Annotated in this window: 15 protein-coding genes; 4 read left to right on the forward strand and 11 right to left on the reverse strand. The window is 70.5% G+C overall.

Features of this window, described 5'->3' with window-relative positions; all coding sequences use genetic code 11:
• Position 1 precedes the first annotated feature (1 nt).
• The 3 genes from D7V80_RS10895 to D7V80_RS10905 are packed head-to-tail and all read right to left on the reverse strand — an operon-like array spanning position 2 to position 2336.
• Complete coding sequence (locus tag D7V80_RS10895; RefSeq protein ID WP_120588085.1) at positions 2–946, reverse strand: ribokinase; 945 nt, start codon at positions 944–946, stop codon at positions 2–4.
• Positions 943–1644 carry a dienelactone hydrolase family protein gene (locus D7V80_RS10900; protein ID WP_120588086.1) on the reverse strand — a complete coding sequence of 234 codons (702 nt, stop codon included), beginning with the start codon at positions 1642–1644 and terminating at the stop codon, positions 943–945. The genes D7V80_RS10895 and D7V80_RS10900 overlap by 4 nt, the downstream gene beginning before the upstream one ends.
• A 20-nt stretch (positions 1645–1664) precedes the next feature.
• Positions 1665–2336 (reverse strand): phosphoribosyltransferase, encoded by a 672-nt coding sequence (locus tag D7V80_RS10905; RefSeq protein WP_120588100.1) that lies wholly within the window; start codon positions 2334–2336, stop codon positions 1665–1667.
• A 218-nt stretch (positions 2337–2554) separates the two neighbouring features.
• Between D7V80_RS10905 and adh the strand changes: the two genes are divergently transcribed.
• Together adh and D7V80_RS10915 are read left to right on the forward strand one after the other, a co-directional pair.
• Entirely contained in the window at positions 2555–4081 is a 1527-nt protein-coding gene (adh, locus tag D7V80_RS10910) for an aldehyde dehydrogenase (protein WP_120588087.1), read from the forward strand.
• An 11-nt stretch (positions 4082–4092) separates the two neighbouring features.
• Positions 4093–4482 (forward strand): DUF779 domain-containing protein, encoded by a 390-nt coding sequence (locus tag D7V80_RS10915; protein ID WP_120588088.1) that lies wholly within the window; start codon positions 4093–4095, stop codon positions 4480–4482.
• A gap of 21 nt (positions 4483–4503) precedes the next feature.
• Here the strand turns inward: D7V80_RS10915 and D7V80_RS10920 are convergent, their stop codons facing one another.
• The 8 genes from D7V80_RS10920 to D7V80_RS10955 form a co-directional block, all read right to left on the reverse strand.
• Positions 4504–7380 (reverse strand): GAF domain-containing protein, encoded by a 2877-nt coding sequence (locus tag D7V80_RS10920; protein ID WP_120588089.1) that lies wholly within the window; start codon positions 7378–7380, stop codon positions 4504–4506.
• A 156-nt stretch (positions 7381–7536) separates the two neighbouring features.
• Positions 7537–8490, reverse strand: coding sequence for an aldo/keto reductase (locus D7V80_RS10925; protein WP_120588090.1), 954 nt, complete (start codon positions 8488–8490; stop codon positions 7537–7539).
• A gap of 40 nt (positions 8491–8530) precedes the next feature.
• Complete coding sequence (locus D7V80_RS10930) at positions 8531–8806, reverse strand: DUF5985 family protein (protein WP_233585257.1); 276 nt, start codon at positions 8804–8806, stop codon at positions 8531–8533.
• A 19-nt stretch (positions 8807–8825) separates the two neighbouring features.
• Positions 8826–9083: a DUF5985 family protein gene (locus D7V80_RS10935; RefSeq protein WP_120588091.1), complete on the reverse strand. Its 258-nt coding sequence runs from the start codon at positions 9081–9083 to the stop codon at positions 8826–8828.
• On the reverse strand, positions 9076–9483 hold the full coding sequence (locus tag D7V80_RS10940; protein ID WP_120588092.1) for a hypothetical protein: 408 nt from the start codon (positions 9481–9483) through the stop codon (positions 9076–9078). Before D7V80_RS10940 ends, D7V80_RS10935 begins: the two co-directional genes overlap by 8 nt.
• Before the next feature lie 128 nt (positions 9484–9611).
• Positions 9612–10433 (reverse strand): hypothetical protein, encoded by an 822-nt coding sequence (locus D7V80_RS10945; RefSeq protein WP_120588093.1) that lies wholly within the window; start codon positions 10431–10433, stop codon positions 9612–9614.
• 35 nt (positions 10434–10468) lie between these two features.
• Complete coding sequence (locus tag D7V80_RS10950) at positions 10469–10858, reverse strand: response regulator (protein WP_120588094.1); 390 nt, start codon at positions 10856–10858, stop codon at positions 10469–10471.
• Between the two features lie 14 nt (positions 10859–10872).
• Positions 10873–12345, reverse strand: a complete 1473-nt coding sequence (locus D7V80_RS10955) for an ATPase domain-containing protein (protein WP_120588095.1) — start codon at positions 12343–12345, stop codon at positions 10873–10875.
• Positions 12346–12429: 84 nt separating this feature from the next.
• Here D7V80_RS10955 and D7V80_RS10960 point away from each other — a divergent pair, with 84 nt between their 5' ends.
• A complete protein-coding gene (locus D7V80_RS10960) occupies positions 12430–13776 on the forward strand; it encodes a short-chain fatty acid transporter (protein WP_120588096.1) in 1347 nt (448 codons plus the stop codon).
• A gap of 137 nt (positions 13777–13913) precedes the next feature.
• Positions 13914–14417, forward strand: a complete 504-nt coding sequence (locus tag D7V80_RS10965; protein ID WP_120588097.1) for a hypothetical protein — start codon at positions 13914–13916, stop codon at positions 14415–14417.
• Positions 14418–14671: the final 254 nt, after the last annotated feature.

A 14671-nucleotide genomic window follows, 5' to 3' on the forward strand; every position in this document is an offset into this window, starting at 1 on the left:
GCTATGGCGACACAGGCTGGACGTCTGGCTTTACGTCCGCGAGCAGTCCGAGCACTTCATCCCGATACGGCAATCCCGCCTGCGCCCCCAGCCGTGTCGTCGCGATGGCGGCGGCGGCGTGCGCGAAGCGCGCGGCGGTGAGCAGTGGCTGGGACTCCGCCAGGGCAACACAGAGCGCCGCGGAGAACGCATCCCCCGCTCCGGTGGTATCCACCGTGTCCACCGGCAGCTCCGGCAGCCATGCCTCCTCCTCCCGCGACACGAGGAGACTGCCTCCGGGCGCCGCGATGATGGCCGCTCCCACTCCGCGCATCAGCAGGTTGCGGGCGGCCCGCCGCGCGGAAGCACGGCCATGCACCGGGATGCCTGTCAGCGCCCGGGCCTCGGCGGCGTTGGGCCGGATGACGTGCACGTCCTCCAGCAACACCTCCGGCAGCGGCACGGCGGGCGCGGGATCCAACACCACCCGGACACCGGCTGCTCGCGCCAGACGGACCGCTGCCTGGACCGCGTCCAGCGGCACCTCCAACTGTACGAGCAACACCTTCGCGGTGGCGATCCGCTCCGTGCTCCGCAACACATCCCGGATGGAAAGTCTGCGATTGGCGCCCGGCGAGAAGAAGGTCTGCTTCCTCCCCTCTCCATCCACCATCACCAGCACCGCGCCCGAGGGCGCACCCGGATCAGGCACCACCCCATCCAACGCAACGCCTTCCCGTTCCAGCGACGTCACCTGCCTCAAGCCGCGCCCATCCGAACCCACCCGCGCCACCAGCGAGGCACGCGCCCCCAGCCTCACGGCCGCCACCGCGCCGTTGGCCCCCTTTCCTCCGAGCGCCTCCTGGAAGACGTCGCCCTCGGCGCTGCCTCCCGGCTCCGGAAATGACGGCCCGCGCACCAGGTAGTCCGTGGCCACGCCTCCCACCACCGCGATGCGCGGGCTCATGCCGGGGCCTCGCCGGACGGACGCTCCCGTGCGGCCGTGGCCAGGTGCTGGAGGAACCAATCCCGGGCCAGCCTTGCCGCCTGCTCCAGCGTTCCCGGCTCCTCGAAGAGATGGGTCGCCCCGGGGACAATCTCCAGCCGCTTGTGCGTGCGCAGCGCCTCCAGTGCTTCCTGGTTGAGCGCAATCACTTGCGTGTCATCCCCACCCACGATGAGCAGGGTGGGCGCTCGCACCGCCGGCAGCACCGCGCCCGCGAGATCCGGTCGGCCGCCCCGGGACACCACCGCCTGGATGGCTTCAGGCATCCGCCCCGCGGCCACCAGCGCCGCTCCCGCTCCCGTGCTCGAACCGATCAGCCCCAGCGGCTGGCCCCCCAACCCCGGCACCTGCGCCAGCCACCGCGTGGCCCCCACGAGCCTCCCCGCCAGGAGTTCGATGTCGAAGCGCAGGTGCCGCGTCAGTCGCTCGGCCTCCTCCTCCCCCGGCGTGAGCAGGTCCATGAGCAGTGTCGCCAGCCCCGCCTGCTGCATCACTCTCGCGACGTACTGGTTGCGCGGACTGAAGCGGCTGCTGCCGCTGCCATGCGCGAACAGCACCACGCCCGAGACCCTCTCCGGCACGCTCAGCGTTCCGTCCAACTCCACGCCGGGCTCCGCCTCCAGCCGCACCGCGTGCTCTGAAATTCTGTGCTCAGCCATGTTTCAACCCTCCGCCGGACTCACGGCGCCACCGGGGCAGCCCCTTCCTCTTGTGCCGCGCGCGCCAGCAGCTCGCGCACCTCGTCGTCGGTGGTCTGCGTGAAGTCCTCGAACCATTGGCCCACCGCGTAGAACGGCGCGGGGGTGTGGACGCAGACGACCGCGTCCGCTTCGCGCTCGAACTCCGCGCACGTCTCCGGCGCGCCCACGGGCACGCCCACCACGATGCGCGCGGGCTTCTGCTGACGAAGCGCCCGGAGCGCCGCTCGCATGGTGGAGCCCGTGGCCAGCCCGTCATCCACCAGAACCACCGTCCGCCCTTCGACCCGCGCGGGAGGCCTGCCCTCGCGGAAGAGATGCTCCCGCCGGGCCAGCTCCCGCGTCTCACGCTCCGCGGCCGCGGCGATGGCCGACTGGGGAATCCCCAGCCTTCTCACGACGCTTCCGTTGAGGACCGTGACGCCCCCCGTGGCGATGGCCCCCATGGCCAGCTCCTCGTGCCCCGGTGTGCCGAGCTTGCGCACCATGAACACGTCCAGCGGCACCCCGAGAATCCGAGCGACCTCGAACCCCACGGGCACACCGCCGCGCGGCAGCGCCAACACCAACAGGTCACCCGCTCCGCCGAGCAGGACGCGGAGCCGTTGACCCAATGCACGGCCGGCGTCGACGCGGTCTCTAAACATTTGCATGACGTGCCCCCACCTCTTGAGGTGGAAGACCTGCCCGATGGCAGCAAGGTCACCCTGCCCGCCCGCTCGCATCACGCCCGAGTGACTGATTCCGCGATCAACCATTAACAAACATTTACATCGGCCCCCGCGCACATAACGCGGAGCGTTACCTGCCTATGGTCTGTTCCGCGTCAACCCCCGCAGGAGTGCGTCAAAACCCAACGCAGGGAGTCCCCATGTCGAAGGTCTATGAAGCTCCGGGTCAGAAGGGCAGCAAGGTCGAGTACAAGAGCCGTTACGGCAACTACATCGGCGGTGAGTTCGTCCCGCCCGTGAAGGGCCAGTACTTCGAGAACATCAGCCCCGTCACCGGCCGCCCCTTCTGCGAGATTCCCCGCTCCACGGCGGAGGACATCGAGAAGGCGCTCGACGCCGCGCACAAGGCGAAGGACGCGTGGGGCCGCACCGCCGCGGGCGAGCGGGCCAACATCCTGCTGAAGATCGCCGACCGCATGGAGCAGAACCTGGAGATGCTCGCCGTCTCCGAGACGTGGGACAACGGCAAGCCCATCCGCGAGACGCTCGCCGCGGACCTGCCGCTCGCCATCGACCACTTCCGCTACTTCGCCGGTTGTATCCGCGCGCAGGAAGGCTCGCTCAGCCAGCTGGATGACAACACCGTCGCCTACCACTTCACGGAGCCGCTCGGCGTGGTGGGGCAGATCATCCCGTGGAACTTCCCGCTGCTCATGGCCGCGTGGAAGCTGGCCCCCGCGCTCGCCGCCGGCAACTGCGTGGTGCTCAAGCCCGCGGAGCAGACCCCCGTCACCATCCTCAAGTTCGCGGAGCTGGTGGGCGACCTGCTGCCCCCGGGCGTGCTCAACATCGTGAACGGCTTCGGCATCGAGGCCGGCAAGCCGCTCGCCAGCAACAAGCGCATCGCGAAGATTGCCTTCACGGGTGAGACGACCACCGGCCGCCTCATCATGCAGTACGCCTCCGAGAACATCATCCCCGTGACGCTGGAGCTGGGCGGCAAGTCCCCCAACATCTTCTTCGAGGACGTCTTCGCCAAGGACGACGACTTCGCCCAGAAGGCGCTGGAGGGCTTCGCCATGTTCGCCCTCAACCAGGGCGAGGTCTGCACCTGCCCGTCCCGCTCGCTCGTGGCCGAGCGCTTCTACGACGAGTTCATCGCCAAGGCGGTGGAGCGCACGAAGCGCATCGTGCAGGGCAACCCCCTGGACATCACCACGCAGATTGGCGCGCAGGCGTCCAATGATCAGCTGGAGAAGATCCTCAGCTACCTGGACATCGGCAAGAAGGAGGGCGCGAAGGTGCTCACCGGCGGCGGGCGCAAGGCGCTGCCCGGCGCGCTGGCGGAGGGCTACTACGTGGAGCCCACCATCTTCGAGGGCCACAACAAGATGCGCGTGTTCCAGGAGGAGATCTTCGGCCCCGTCGTCGCGGTGGCGAAGTTCAAGGACGCCGAGGACGCGCTCGCGATGGCCAATGACACGCTCTACGGCCTGGGCGCCGGCGTGTGGACGCGCGACAACAGCACCGCGTACCGCATGGGCCGCGGCATCCAGGCGGGCCGCGTCTGGGTGAACTGCTACCACCTGTACCCCGCGCACGCGGCGTTCGGCGGCTACAAGCAGTCCGGCATCGGGCGTGAGACGCACAAGATGATGCTCAATCACTACCAGCAGACGAAGAACATGCTCGTCAGCTACGACCCGAAGCCCATGGGCTTCTTCTAGGGACGCCCCGCATGTCCGTGCCGCGCGTCGAGGTCACGCCGGCCGCCGAGGCCCTCATCCACAAGATGCAGGGCCTTCACGGTCCGCTCCTCTTCCACCAGTCCGGCGGCTGCTGCGACGGCAGCGCGCCCATGTGCTTCCCGCGCGGCGACTTCCGTGTGGGACAGGAGGACGTGTACCTGGGTGACATCGTCCACACGCCCTTCTACATGTCCGGCCCGCAGTTCGAGCTCTGGCGCCACACCCACCTCACCGTGGACGTGGTGCCCGGTCGCGGCAGCGGCTTCTCCGTCGAAGCCCCCGAAGGCGTGCGCTTCCTCATCCGCTCACGCCTGTTCACGGACGACGAGTACCGCGCGCTCGAACAGGAAGGCCCCCCGCCCAAGGGGCCCCAGCACTGAAGACCGCACCCTTCGCCTCCCTCACAGCTCCGGGGGAGGCGGGGGCCGCGCTTCCGCCGCGTTCCGGGGCAGCCGCAGCGTGAAGGTGGCGCCCTGCCCCGGCTGGCTGTCCACGTCGATGCGCCCGCCCAGCGCTTCCACAATCTGGCGGCTGATGTAGAGCCCCAGGCCCATGCCGCCGTAGTGCCGCTCGCTCACGGCGCGCTCGAAGCGGCCGAAGAGGCGCGGCAGCGCGTCCGCTTCGATGCCGATGCCCTCGTCGCGCACCTCCACCCAGGCCTCGTCGCGCGCGTCCACGCCCGCGCGCACCGACACCGGGTGGCCCGCGCCGTACTTCGCCGCGTTGGTGAGCAGGTTCACCAGCACCTGGTCCAACCGCAGCGCGTCCCACTGGCCCGTCAGCGTGCGCGGCAGCTCCAGCTCGATCGGGCACCGCGCCTGGGCGAACACGTCCTCCAGGCGCTCCACCGCGTCGCGCGTCAGCTGCACCAGGTCCACCTCCGCGCGCTCCAGCGCCAGCTTGCCCAGGGACAGCCGGCTCACGTCCAGCAGGTTGTCCACCAGCGCCGTCAGCCGGAACACCTGCCGCTGCGCGGTGTTGAGCCTCCCCGTCACGGGCCCGGACGTGCCCGCCGTCTCCAGCGCACGGCCAATGAGGTTGTGCTGGAGGATGAGGCTGGTGAGCGGCGTCTTCAATTCGTGGCTCGCCACGGAGAGGAACTCGTCGCGCAGCCGCACCGCGGACTGGGCGTCGTGGAACAGGCGCGCGTTCTCCAGCGCCACGCTCAAGCGCAGCGCCAGCTCCTCCGCCATGGCCACGTCCGCGGACACCAGCGCGCGCTGGGGCTCGGCGGTGAACAGCGTGATGACGCCCAGCGTGCGGCCCCGCGCGCGCAGCGGCACCGACAGCACGGACGTGGGCGCCAGGCGGTCCACCAGCGCCCGGTGCGCAGCGCTCGAGGAGACGTCATCGCAGCGGCTGGCGTCCAGGCGCGACAGGAAGCAGACCTCTCCGGTGTGGAAGCACTGGAGCGCCGGGTGCGCAGGCCCCCGGCCCGTGCCTCCCAGGGCCTCATGGAGCCGCGCGTCGTGCTCGGGCACGCGGTGGGCCGCCGTCACCCGCCGCAGGGTGCCATCCGGCGCGGCCAGGTCCACCAGGCAGCCGGTGGCCACGTGGTCCACCACCAGCCGCGCCACCTCCGGCAGCGCCTCCTCCACGTCGTCCAGGCGCAGCGCCAGCACGCGGCTTGCGTCCAGCAACAGCTGAAGCCGCTCCTCGGCCTCCTTGCGCCGGGTGACGTCCGCCATGGCGCCGGTGAGCTCCGTCACCTTCCCGTCCGGCCCGGCGAAGGACTGCCCCACGCTGTGCAGCCAGCGCACGCCGCCGTCGCGGCGAATCACGCGGAACTCCAGTTCGAAGAAGCCCGGTGACTCGCGCTGATAGCGGTGGAACTCCGCCTCCACGTGGGGCCGGTCCTCCGGATGCAGATGCTCCAGCAGGTCCCCCACCGGCACCGCCGAGTCCACCGCCGGCAGGTCCAGCATGTGGTTGAGCGCCGCGTCGCGCAGCTCCTTGCCGCGCACCAGGTCCAGGCGCCAGGTCCCCATGTCGCCCGTCACCAGCGCCTGCCGCAGCCGCTCCGTGCGCTCGCGCAGCGCTTCGTAGAGCGCGGACCGCTCCAGCGCCTGCGCGCACTGGTGCGCCAGCGCCTCCAGGAACGCGCGCTCCGAATCCGGGAAGACGCGAGGCTCCGGCCACGCGAGCAGCAGCAGGCCCCGCACGCGCGTCTCACCCCACAGCGGCACCACCGCGCGTGCCCCTGCGCCCTGGCGGCGCGCGAGTTCCGCGTGCTCCGGGTAGCGCGCGATGAACTCCTCCAACGAACCGAACCAGCCCGCCTCGCGCCGGATGTCCAGGGCAACGCCATCCGACGGCCGGGTGAACGACGCCAGCGCGTCTTCCGGGTAGCCCAGGACGCGCAGCGGGCGCATGAGGCCGTCCTCCTCCAGCGCCAGCACCGCGACGCGCGTGGCGCCGCTCGCCTCCCACACCTCGCGCGCCAGCACCTGCGCCACCGCGTCCTCGGAGGCCGCGCGGGACAGGGCCGCCGTCACCGCCTGGAGCCGCGCCGTGCGCGCCTGGGCCTGACGGGCCTCGCCATACAGGAGCGCGTTGTCCAGGGACAGCGCGGCCCGGCGGGCCAGCTCGCGCGCCAGCTCCAGGTCGCATTCGCCAAAGCGGCCGGCCGTGCCGGACATCAATGACAGACATCCCAACACCCGGCCCCGCGCGACCAATGGCACCTGCATCACGGAGCGGCAGCCCAGGCGCCACGTCTCCCCCAGGGCCGCGTTGCCCCGTGTCAGCTCATGGAACGCCTCTTCGGGCACCTCTGGGATGAGTCGGGGCTGGCCGGTGTCCAGCACCTGCGCCACGCCCAGGGAGCCGTCCTCCCGCGGGGCCCAGCGTTCGGCAATGGCATACACGGAGGGCACGAGCGCGGGGTCACGGTGCGCCGCGGCCCGGCGGACCACCGTGCGTGACGGCGTGACCAGGTCCACCGCGCACCAATCCGCCAGTCCCGGCACCACCAGCTCCGCCAACTGGCGCAGCACCGTGGGTTCATCCAGCGACGACGACAGCACCTCGCCCGCGCGAGCCAGGAACGCGAAGCGGCCCTCCTCCCCGGAGGCTGAAGCGTCTCGGCCACCGGCGAGGGACACCGGAGCTCTCGGCGACGCGACCTCCGTGGAAGCAGGGGGCGCCGGCTCCAGCGCGACGGCCCCACCCATGCCATCGAGCGCGGACACGGGGACCGCGTCGTTCGCCGTCACGGCGGACGGCGGCGGTGGCTCACCGGCAGGCTCGGTCGAAGGCTCGATGGACGGTTCAGGCATGGAGCGCGGGCCACGGCGTCATGGGGATGACGCCTCACCAATGGGACGCTCCGGATAATGACGCCCCCCTGCGCGCCACAAGCCTTCAGTCCCGCGGGACTCCAGGCGAGTGTCCGGCAGGCAACCCGCCCGGCCCGCCCGCCTGCGCGCGGCGACTCAGCCCACCGCCACGTCCGGTGAAGGCGGGTTCCACCACACCGCCCCCTTCCCCTGGATGGCGGCGTGCGCCCGCTCCCGCACCGCCTGCATCCCCGCGGCGTCGAGCGGATGGAAGGCCGAAGCCGCCCGCAGCGCGGCGTCCTGTTCGTTCGGGAAGCCCATCCCCATCAACATCACGTCCGGATCCAACGTGAGCGTGTATTGCACGCACTCCGCCACCGACAGGTGCGGCAGCACCGGCGTGTCGCGCGCCTCTCCACCGGAGCTGACCTTGCCGCGCGGGCGCGCCTGGAGCGGCCGGCCGTAGCCCTCCGTGTCCCCCAGGAGCTTGCCCGCGCCGAACGTCTTGAAGGACACCACGCCCACTCCGTGCGCTCGCGCCAGGGGCAGCACCTCCGTCACGTAGCGCGGGTCCACGAAGGGCCCCAGCGGGAACATCACCACGTCACACCGCCCGGAGCGCACCGCCGCCACCAGCGCGTCCGGGTGGTGGCAGGAGATGCCCTTGAAGCGCGCCTGCCCCTTCGCCACGCACGCCTCCAACTGCTCCAGCGCGCCGCCCGGCCGGGCCAACGCCTCCCACTGCGCCAGCGACTTCACCGCGTGCAGCGCGAACAGGTCCACCGACGGCAGGCCCAGCCGCCGCAGGGACGCCTCCACCTGCGGCGCCACCGGCGCTTCCAGCTCGTCCACCTTGTCGATGACGAACACGCCCTCACGCCGGCCGCGCAGCGCCTCGCCCACCACCTCTTCGCTCAGGCCGTCCTCGTAGCCAGGCGCCGTGTCGATGACGTTGAGCCCCGCGTCCAGCGCCCGCGCGAGCGTGGCGACCAGCTCCTCGCGCGGCACCGTGCGGTCCGCCAGGTCGCCAATGCCCACCGCCGTCGCGGTGAAGCCCGTGCGCCCGAGCGCGCGGCGAGGGGTGAAGCGGGGAAGCGAGGTCGTGGTCACGAAGGAGTCCTCCCGTCAGGCCAAGGAGGAGAACAGCATCTCACCGCGCGCTACGCCCCGCGCGGTTCTTGTCCCAGATGGCTCCCAGGATGAGCAGGTAGGCCATCAGGCGGACGACATACAGGTAGTGGATGCGCTCGGCGTCCAGCGTCGGCGCCAGCAGCGCGCCCAGCAGGTTGTTGACGCCCATCAGCGTGAAGGCCAGGGAGAACAGCGCGAACAGCCGGTCCTTCGACTGGAGATAGAAGCGCAGGAAGAAGAGGGCGCACACCAGGTACGCCATCATCACCGCGCCATCGAGCAGGATCTTCATCATGGCGTCCCCCACCATTGCGTCAGGACACGTCCCAGATGAGGCCAAAGAGCAGCACGCCGGCCCCCACCAGCGATGTGATGGTGCGCTCCAGCGACAGGTCGCCCGCGGGGATCAACACCAGGTCCAGGAAGAGCAGCACGTTGTTCAGGGTGAAGACCGTGAAGCACAGGCCGCTGTAGAGCAACAGCTTCATCCGCGTGCGCCGCCAGGCCCGCAGCAGCAGCACCGCGCACGCCAGGCTCGTCAACGCGCACAGGATGTAGACCGCCTCAGCCATGTCCGTCGCCGTCCTTGTCCTTCTTGAGCACGAATGCGTCCGCGAAGCCCCTCACCCGATCCATGGGGCGTGAGAAGATGAACGAAATCACACTCACGCGGCGCGCCGAGTACGCCATCGCCAGCTCCGCCGTGGCCTGCACGTCCTCCGAGCGGCTGGGGCTGAAGCGGTAGGCGTCCTCCGCTCCCCCATCCTGGAGAAGCAGCCCTCCCGTCCGCAGCTCCGCCAGGCGGCGGGCCGCCGAGGCTTCGGTGATGCGCAGTTCCAGGGCAACCGCCGGCGCCGTCCACGCCCGCTCCGTCCGGGCGCGAAGCAGGAGGAGCACCTCCAGCTTCTCGATGGAATCGATGTGCGTCGTGAGGAAGCGCTGGACCCGTGGTGTGAGGCCGGCGTCAGTCACGTCTCCACCTATGGACCCAGATACTTTGTGAATCAACCTTTTCGGTGGGGGCGGTTGTTCACAGTTCCACACGAGCCTGGCCGTTTGTCTGGTCGGGGTGCGTCACGCCAGGGGGTGCCTGATTCCGCCTAGTTGCGAACGCGAGGGGCGGGGGCGCGGACGCGGACGTCCATGCGCGCGTCGCCAGCCACCATGCTGCTCAGGGCCTCGGGCTGGGACGGGGACAGGCGGGCCACGGCGCGCAGGGCGGCCACCAGGATGAGGGACTCCAGGCTGGAGGGCACGGCCAGCCCCTGGGGACCGGCCTTCACGGGCAGGGGCAGCCGGGGCGCGCGGCCGGCGGCGGACAGCGCGTCCACGGCGTAGGTGGGGCGGGCCTCCAGCGACACGGTGATGGCGGGCAGGGCCTGCGCCTCCTTGTTGGCGCCGTGCACCTGGAGCTCCAAGAGCCGCCCCAGCGAACCGGGGGACAGGTAGAGGGCCAGGCCCGAGGGGCCCTCGTCCTCGCCGTGGAAGACGCAGCCCTCGTAGGTGTGCTCGTGCGCGCCCGTCACGTCCACGGTGAAGGCCTGGCTGTCGTCCCAGTGCGTCCAGGGCTTCGCGTCCCAGAACTCGGTGGCGGCCTGCACGAAGAGCAGCGCCTTGTCGCTGCCCAGCCCGGACACACCCATCTGGCCCCACGCGAGGAAGGTGGCGATGGCCGCCCGGGCGGAGAGCGCCGCCAGGGACGGAGGCGCCACGGCCAGGCCCAGCTCGGCGGCGGCGTCCGCCAGGGCGGGCTCGCACGACACCTGGGACGGCTCCAGGCCGGCGATGAGGGCGCGCACGCCGGCCAGGTCCGTCTGTTCGAAGACGGGGGCGGACGGGTCGCCCGTCTCGCCGATGCGCAGGTAGACGCCGGTGGTGCCCACGGAGAGGGGCACGGGACCCAGCTTGAGCAGGTGGAACATGGCGGAGGACCCTCCGGGCACGCGGGCAGTGCGCCTCACCCTCCCCGGACGCGGGAATTCGCGTCCAGGGCCCGGCGCACCAGCTTCATCAGGGCCCGGATGTCGAACGGCTTCTGGAGGAACTCCATGCCCGGGTGCAGGCGCTTGAGGCCGCTGACGTCCACGGCGCTCATGCCCAGCACGGGGATGTGGCGCAGCACCGGGTCCTGCTGGATGCGCGCGATGAGCGCGGGGCCGTCCAGCACGGGCATCATCCAGTCCGTCAGCACCAGGTCCGGCGTCACCTCCGCCATGCGCTCCAGGGCCTCGCGGCCATGGGACGCCGTGAGCACGCGGTAGCCCTCCTCTCGGAGAAGGTCCGCGAGCGCCTCCAGGATGCCCTGTTCGTCATCCACCACCAGCACGGTCTCGGTCGCGGGAACCACGGAGCCTCTGGGGGTCAGGAGTGGTTGCCCGGGAAGCGGGCGATACCGGTGAGCAGCAACTCGGGCGACGGCTGGAAGGGCGGCTGGATCTCGATTCCCTGGGAGGTGATGAGGAACTCGCGCAGCGTCGGATCATAGTCCGCGTCGCGCAGCTTGAAGATGGAGAGCAGCCGCCGCAGGCGGCCATTGAGTTCCAGGTGGCGCATGAACAGCAGGTTCTCCGCCACGCCGGACAGGCCGGTCCCCAGGGGAACATCCATGTCCGGGCCGAACAGGCGTGGCGTCTCCAGCGTGAAGACGGTCGTCACCCCGTGGCGTCGCAATTCCTGCGTGAGCGCGGCGAAGAAGGGGCTGATGCGCGCCGGCTCGTGGGTGGTCTCCACCATGGCGCTCAGGCCGTCCACGAACAGGCGCTTCACGCCGCGTCTGCGCACGTCCTCCAGCAGCGAGTGCGCCACCAGGTCCAGGTTGCACTCGGCGGGCATGTTCCACTGGAGCACCAGCCGGCCGTCCTTCACCGCGCTGGCCAGCGACAGCCCCACGTTGGCCGCCTTGTGCATCAGCCGGTCCGGCCCCTCGTAGAAGCTCACCATCAGGCAGGGCTCGCCCAGGCGCAGCCCTTCCGCCAGGTGGCTGACGCCGAGGATCGTCTTGCCGCAGCCCGGAGGCCCCATCACCAGCGTGGTGGACGCCGCGGCGAAGCCCTCTGGAATCATGGCGTCCAGCGTGGGCACGCCGAACCTCACGCGCTGCGTGCCCCAGTCCGGCGGCTGCGAGCGGCTGACCATCGTCTCCAGGCGGGGGAACACCTCCAGGCCCGCCTCGGAGATGCGGAAGTGGTGCGCGCCGTTGAGGCTGGCGCTGCCGCGGAACTTGCGCACCTGCAATTCGCGCCACGAACGCATGGCCGCCGTGCGCTCGCGCAGCTCCAGGATGCCGTCCACCATGGTGTATTCCGGGTGCACGGTGGGGCCCACGCTGCTGGTGAGCAGGAGCGCGGTGAAGCGCGACAGGCCGGCGGACACCTGGAGTTCGTGGATGAACTTCTTGAAGTCGCGGCTGCTGCCCGCGGCCTCCTGCGCCTGCACCAGGCCGTCCAGCACCAGGATGCCCGCGCCGTGGTTGCGCATCTCCCGGCGCAACAGCTCCAGCAGGCCCGGCAGCCCCTGCTCCTCCAGCATGCGGAAGCCGCTGACGTAGTAGATGCGCTGCGGCAGCTGGGAGGCGTCGAAGAACGCCATGCTGCGCAGGTTCGCCAGCATGCGCGAGTGCGACTCGGCCAGCAGGGTCACGTACAGACAGCGCGTGCCCTGGCGCGCCTGCGAGTAGCACAGCTGGTTGGCGAAGAGGGTCTTCCCCGCGCCGGGCTCCCCCACCACGATGTAGACACCTGAGGCCACCAGGCCACCGCCCAGGATGGGATCCAGTCCGGGAACGCCTGTCGCGATGCGTTCGAAGGCGGGCGGGTGCTGCTCGCTAGGGGACATGGCGACCGCTCATACCGTAAAACCCGGGGTGTCGCCCTGGGAGTTTCGCGCCGGGGCCGCCTGAACGCCTGGAGCCCTCACACCGTGGAAACCCTCGTCCGGTTCGCCGAAGGCCTGGGCCGCTTCTCCGCGCGCTTCGTCCCCAGCGCCTTCGCCATCGCGGTGCTGCTCACCCTGCTCACCATGGCGCTGGCCCTGGGCTGGGTGGGCGCCGCGCCGCCGGTGGTGCTGGACGCGTGGGGCGGAGGTTTCTGGGAGCTGCTCACCTTCTCCATGCAGATGGCCCTGGTGATGTTCACCGGTTATCTGCTCGCGCTCACCGCGCCGGTGAAGGCCTTGCTGGAATGGGTGGCCCGCCTGCCGAAGAGCCCCCGGAGCGCCACCGCGCTGATGGCGGCGGTGTCCATGGCGCTCGCGTACTTCAACTGGGGCCTGTCGCTCGTCGCCAGCGCCATGCTGGTGCGCTTCATCGCGCGCAGGCGCCCGGACGTGGACTACCGGCTGCTGGTGGCGTGCGCCTACTTCGGCCTGGGCGCCACGTGGCACGCGGGCCTGTCCGCCTCCGCGCCGCTGCTGGTGGCGACGCCGGGGCACTTCCTGGAGAAGCAGCTGGGGGTCATCCCCATCGACCGGACGCTCTTCTCCCCCTTCAACGTGGGCCTCACGCTGGCCGCGGTGGCGCTGCTCACGGCGCTGGCGTGGGCGCTGCACCCGTCCCCCGAGCGCACGGTGCGCGTGGAGCCCGCAGTGCTGGAGAAGCTGGGCGACTTCGTCCCGCCAGAGAAGCCTCAAGGGCGCCTGAGCCCCGCGGAGTGGTTGGATCACGCGTGGCTGCTCAACGTCCTCTTCGGCGTGCTGGGCCTGGCGTGGTTCGCGCGGCACCTGTGGCTCCACGGCGGCTGGAAGGCGCTCAACCTCAACGTGGTGAACTTCACCTTCCTCACGCTGGCGGTGCTGCTGCACGGCACGCCCGCGCGGCTGCTCAAGGCGAGCGAGGAGGCCGCGAGCGTGCTGCACGGCATCGTGCTGCAGTTCCCGCTGTACGCGGGCATCTACGGCATCTTCAAGGCCACGGGGCTCACGGACCGCATCGGGGAGCTCTTCGTGTCGCTGTCCACGCAGCAGACCTTCCCCGCCATCGTGTACCTCTACAGCGGCGTGGTGAACTACTTCGTGCCCTCTGGCGGCTCCAAGTGGGCCATTGAAGCGCCCTACCTGCTGGATGCGGCGGGACGGCTGGGCGTGGCGCCGGAGAAGGTGGTGCTGGCGTACGCGTGGGGCGACATGGCCACGGACCTCATCCAGCCCTTCTGGGCGCTGCCGCTGCTGGCCGTGGCCCGGTTGGAGTTCAAGGACATCCTCGGCTTCCTCCTGGTGGCCTTCCTCGCGTACCTGCCGCTGGTGACGCTCGGCTTCTTCCTGTTCGGCTAGCGCGGCGCGGCGTCCCCGGTGTGAAACCCTGGAATCCGGGACTCGGGGAATGACGCGGGATGTTTCATGGTAGACAGGCACACCAAGGGGCCGGACGTGGGCCGGCCGCCTTCAACATCAACGAGGGGACCCCAAACATGAAGAGCCTGATCAACGGAAGCGTGCTGTGCGCGGTGCTGGGTATGGCGACGGTGGCGGGAGCGCAGGAGGCGGCGGCGCCGGCGGCGGAGTCCGTGAAGGCCCCCAGCGCGGACGCGGTGCGCGAGACCTGGAACTACTTCTACAAGGGCCAGGGCCAGGGTCCCGTGCTGGTGGAGGCCAAGCTCTGCACGGAGGTGGCCAAGGACGGCCCCAACAAGTACGAGTGCACCGCCGAGGTGGGCCCCGAGGGCGTCAAGGCGAACACCAACGTGATGCTGTGGCAGAGCTACCTGGTGCCCCAGGGCGACTCCATCGACGACATCACGGTGCAGGTGAAGCAGGGCGCCACCGTGCGTGAGACGAAGGACGTGAAGGTGAAGGGCGAGGGCTGGCGCGCGCGTCAGTGGACCGGCGTGCGGCTGCCCAAGGCCGGCGCGTGGACCGTGACCGTCATGCGCGGCGACCAGGTGCTCAAGGAAGTGCCGGTGAAGGTGCTGTAGGCCTTCATCCCGTCCAACACATAACACATACATCGACGCCCGCCGGGGAGACCCGCGCGGGCGTCTTTCTTTACCGCCTCCCCTCCCTCCGGTCGGCAGGAATTACCGGCTGAGGGACAGCAGACCCGCCCTTGAGACGGGCTCCCCGGGGCTTCCGCCGAGGGGACGCCTCTGCCAGGACACGTTGGCCGCGCCCTTGCAGCAGGGCTTGGGCCTGTCTGTTATACACATCTGACGCTGCCGACGATAAGGCT

It is taken from the genome of Corallococcus sp. CA054B (assembly GCF_003611625.1).
In the GTDB taxonomy this organism is placed as follows: Bacteria; Myxococcota; Myxococcia; order Myxococcales; family Myxococcaceae; genus Corallococcus; species Corallococcus coralloides.

Coding starts and splice junctions, on each gene's coding strand:
- D7V80_RS10895 (WP_120588085.1), bottom strand. CDS start 946: ATGAGCCCGCGCATCGCGGTGGTGGGAGGCGTGGCCACGGACTACCTG.
- D7V80_RS10900 (WP_120588086.1), bottom strand. CDS start 1,644: ATGGCTGAGCACAGAATTTCAGAGCACGCGGTGCGGCTGGAGGCGGAG.
- D7V80_RS10905 (WP_120588100.1), bottom strand. CDS start 2,336: ATGCAAATGTTTAGAGACCGCGTCGACGCCGGCCGTGCATTGGGTCAA.
- adh (WP_120588087.1), top strand. CDS start 2,555: ATGTCGAAGGTCTATGAAGCTCCGGGTCAGAAGGGCAGCAAGGTCGAG.
- D7V80_RS10915 (WP_120588088.1), top strand. CDS start 4,093: ATGTCCGTGCCGCGCGTCGAGGTCACGCCGGCCGCCGAGGCCCTCATC.
- D7V80_RS10920 (WP_120588089.1), bottom strand. CDS start 7,380: ATGCCTGAACCGTCCATCGAGCCTTCGACCGAGCCTGCCGGTGAGCCA.
- D7V80_RS10930 (WP_233585257.1), bottom strand. CDS start 8,806: ATGATGAAGATCCTGCTCGATGGCGCGGTGATGATGGCGTACCTGGTG.
- D7V80_RS10935 (WP_120588091.1), bottom strand. CDS start 9,083: ATGGCTGAGGCGGTCTACATCCTGTGCGCGTTGACGAGCCTGGCGTGC.
- D7V80_RS10945 (WP_120588093.1), bottom strand. CDS start 10,433: ATGTTCCACCTGCTCAAGCTGGGTCCCGTGCCCCTCTCCGTGGGCACC.
- D7V80_RS10955 (WP_120588095.1), bottom strand. CDS start 12,345: ATGTCCCCTAGCGAGCAGCACCCGCCCGCCTTCGAACGCATCGCGACA.
- D7V80_RS10965 (WP_120588097.1), top strand. CDS start 13,914: ATGAAGAGCCTGATCAACGGAAGCGTGCTGTGCGCGGTGCTGGGTATG.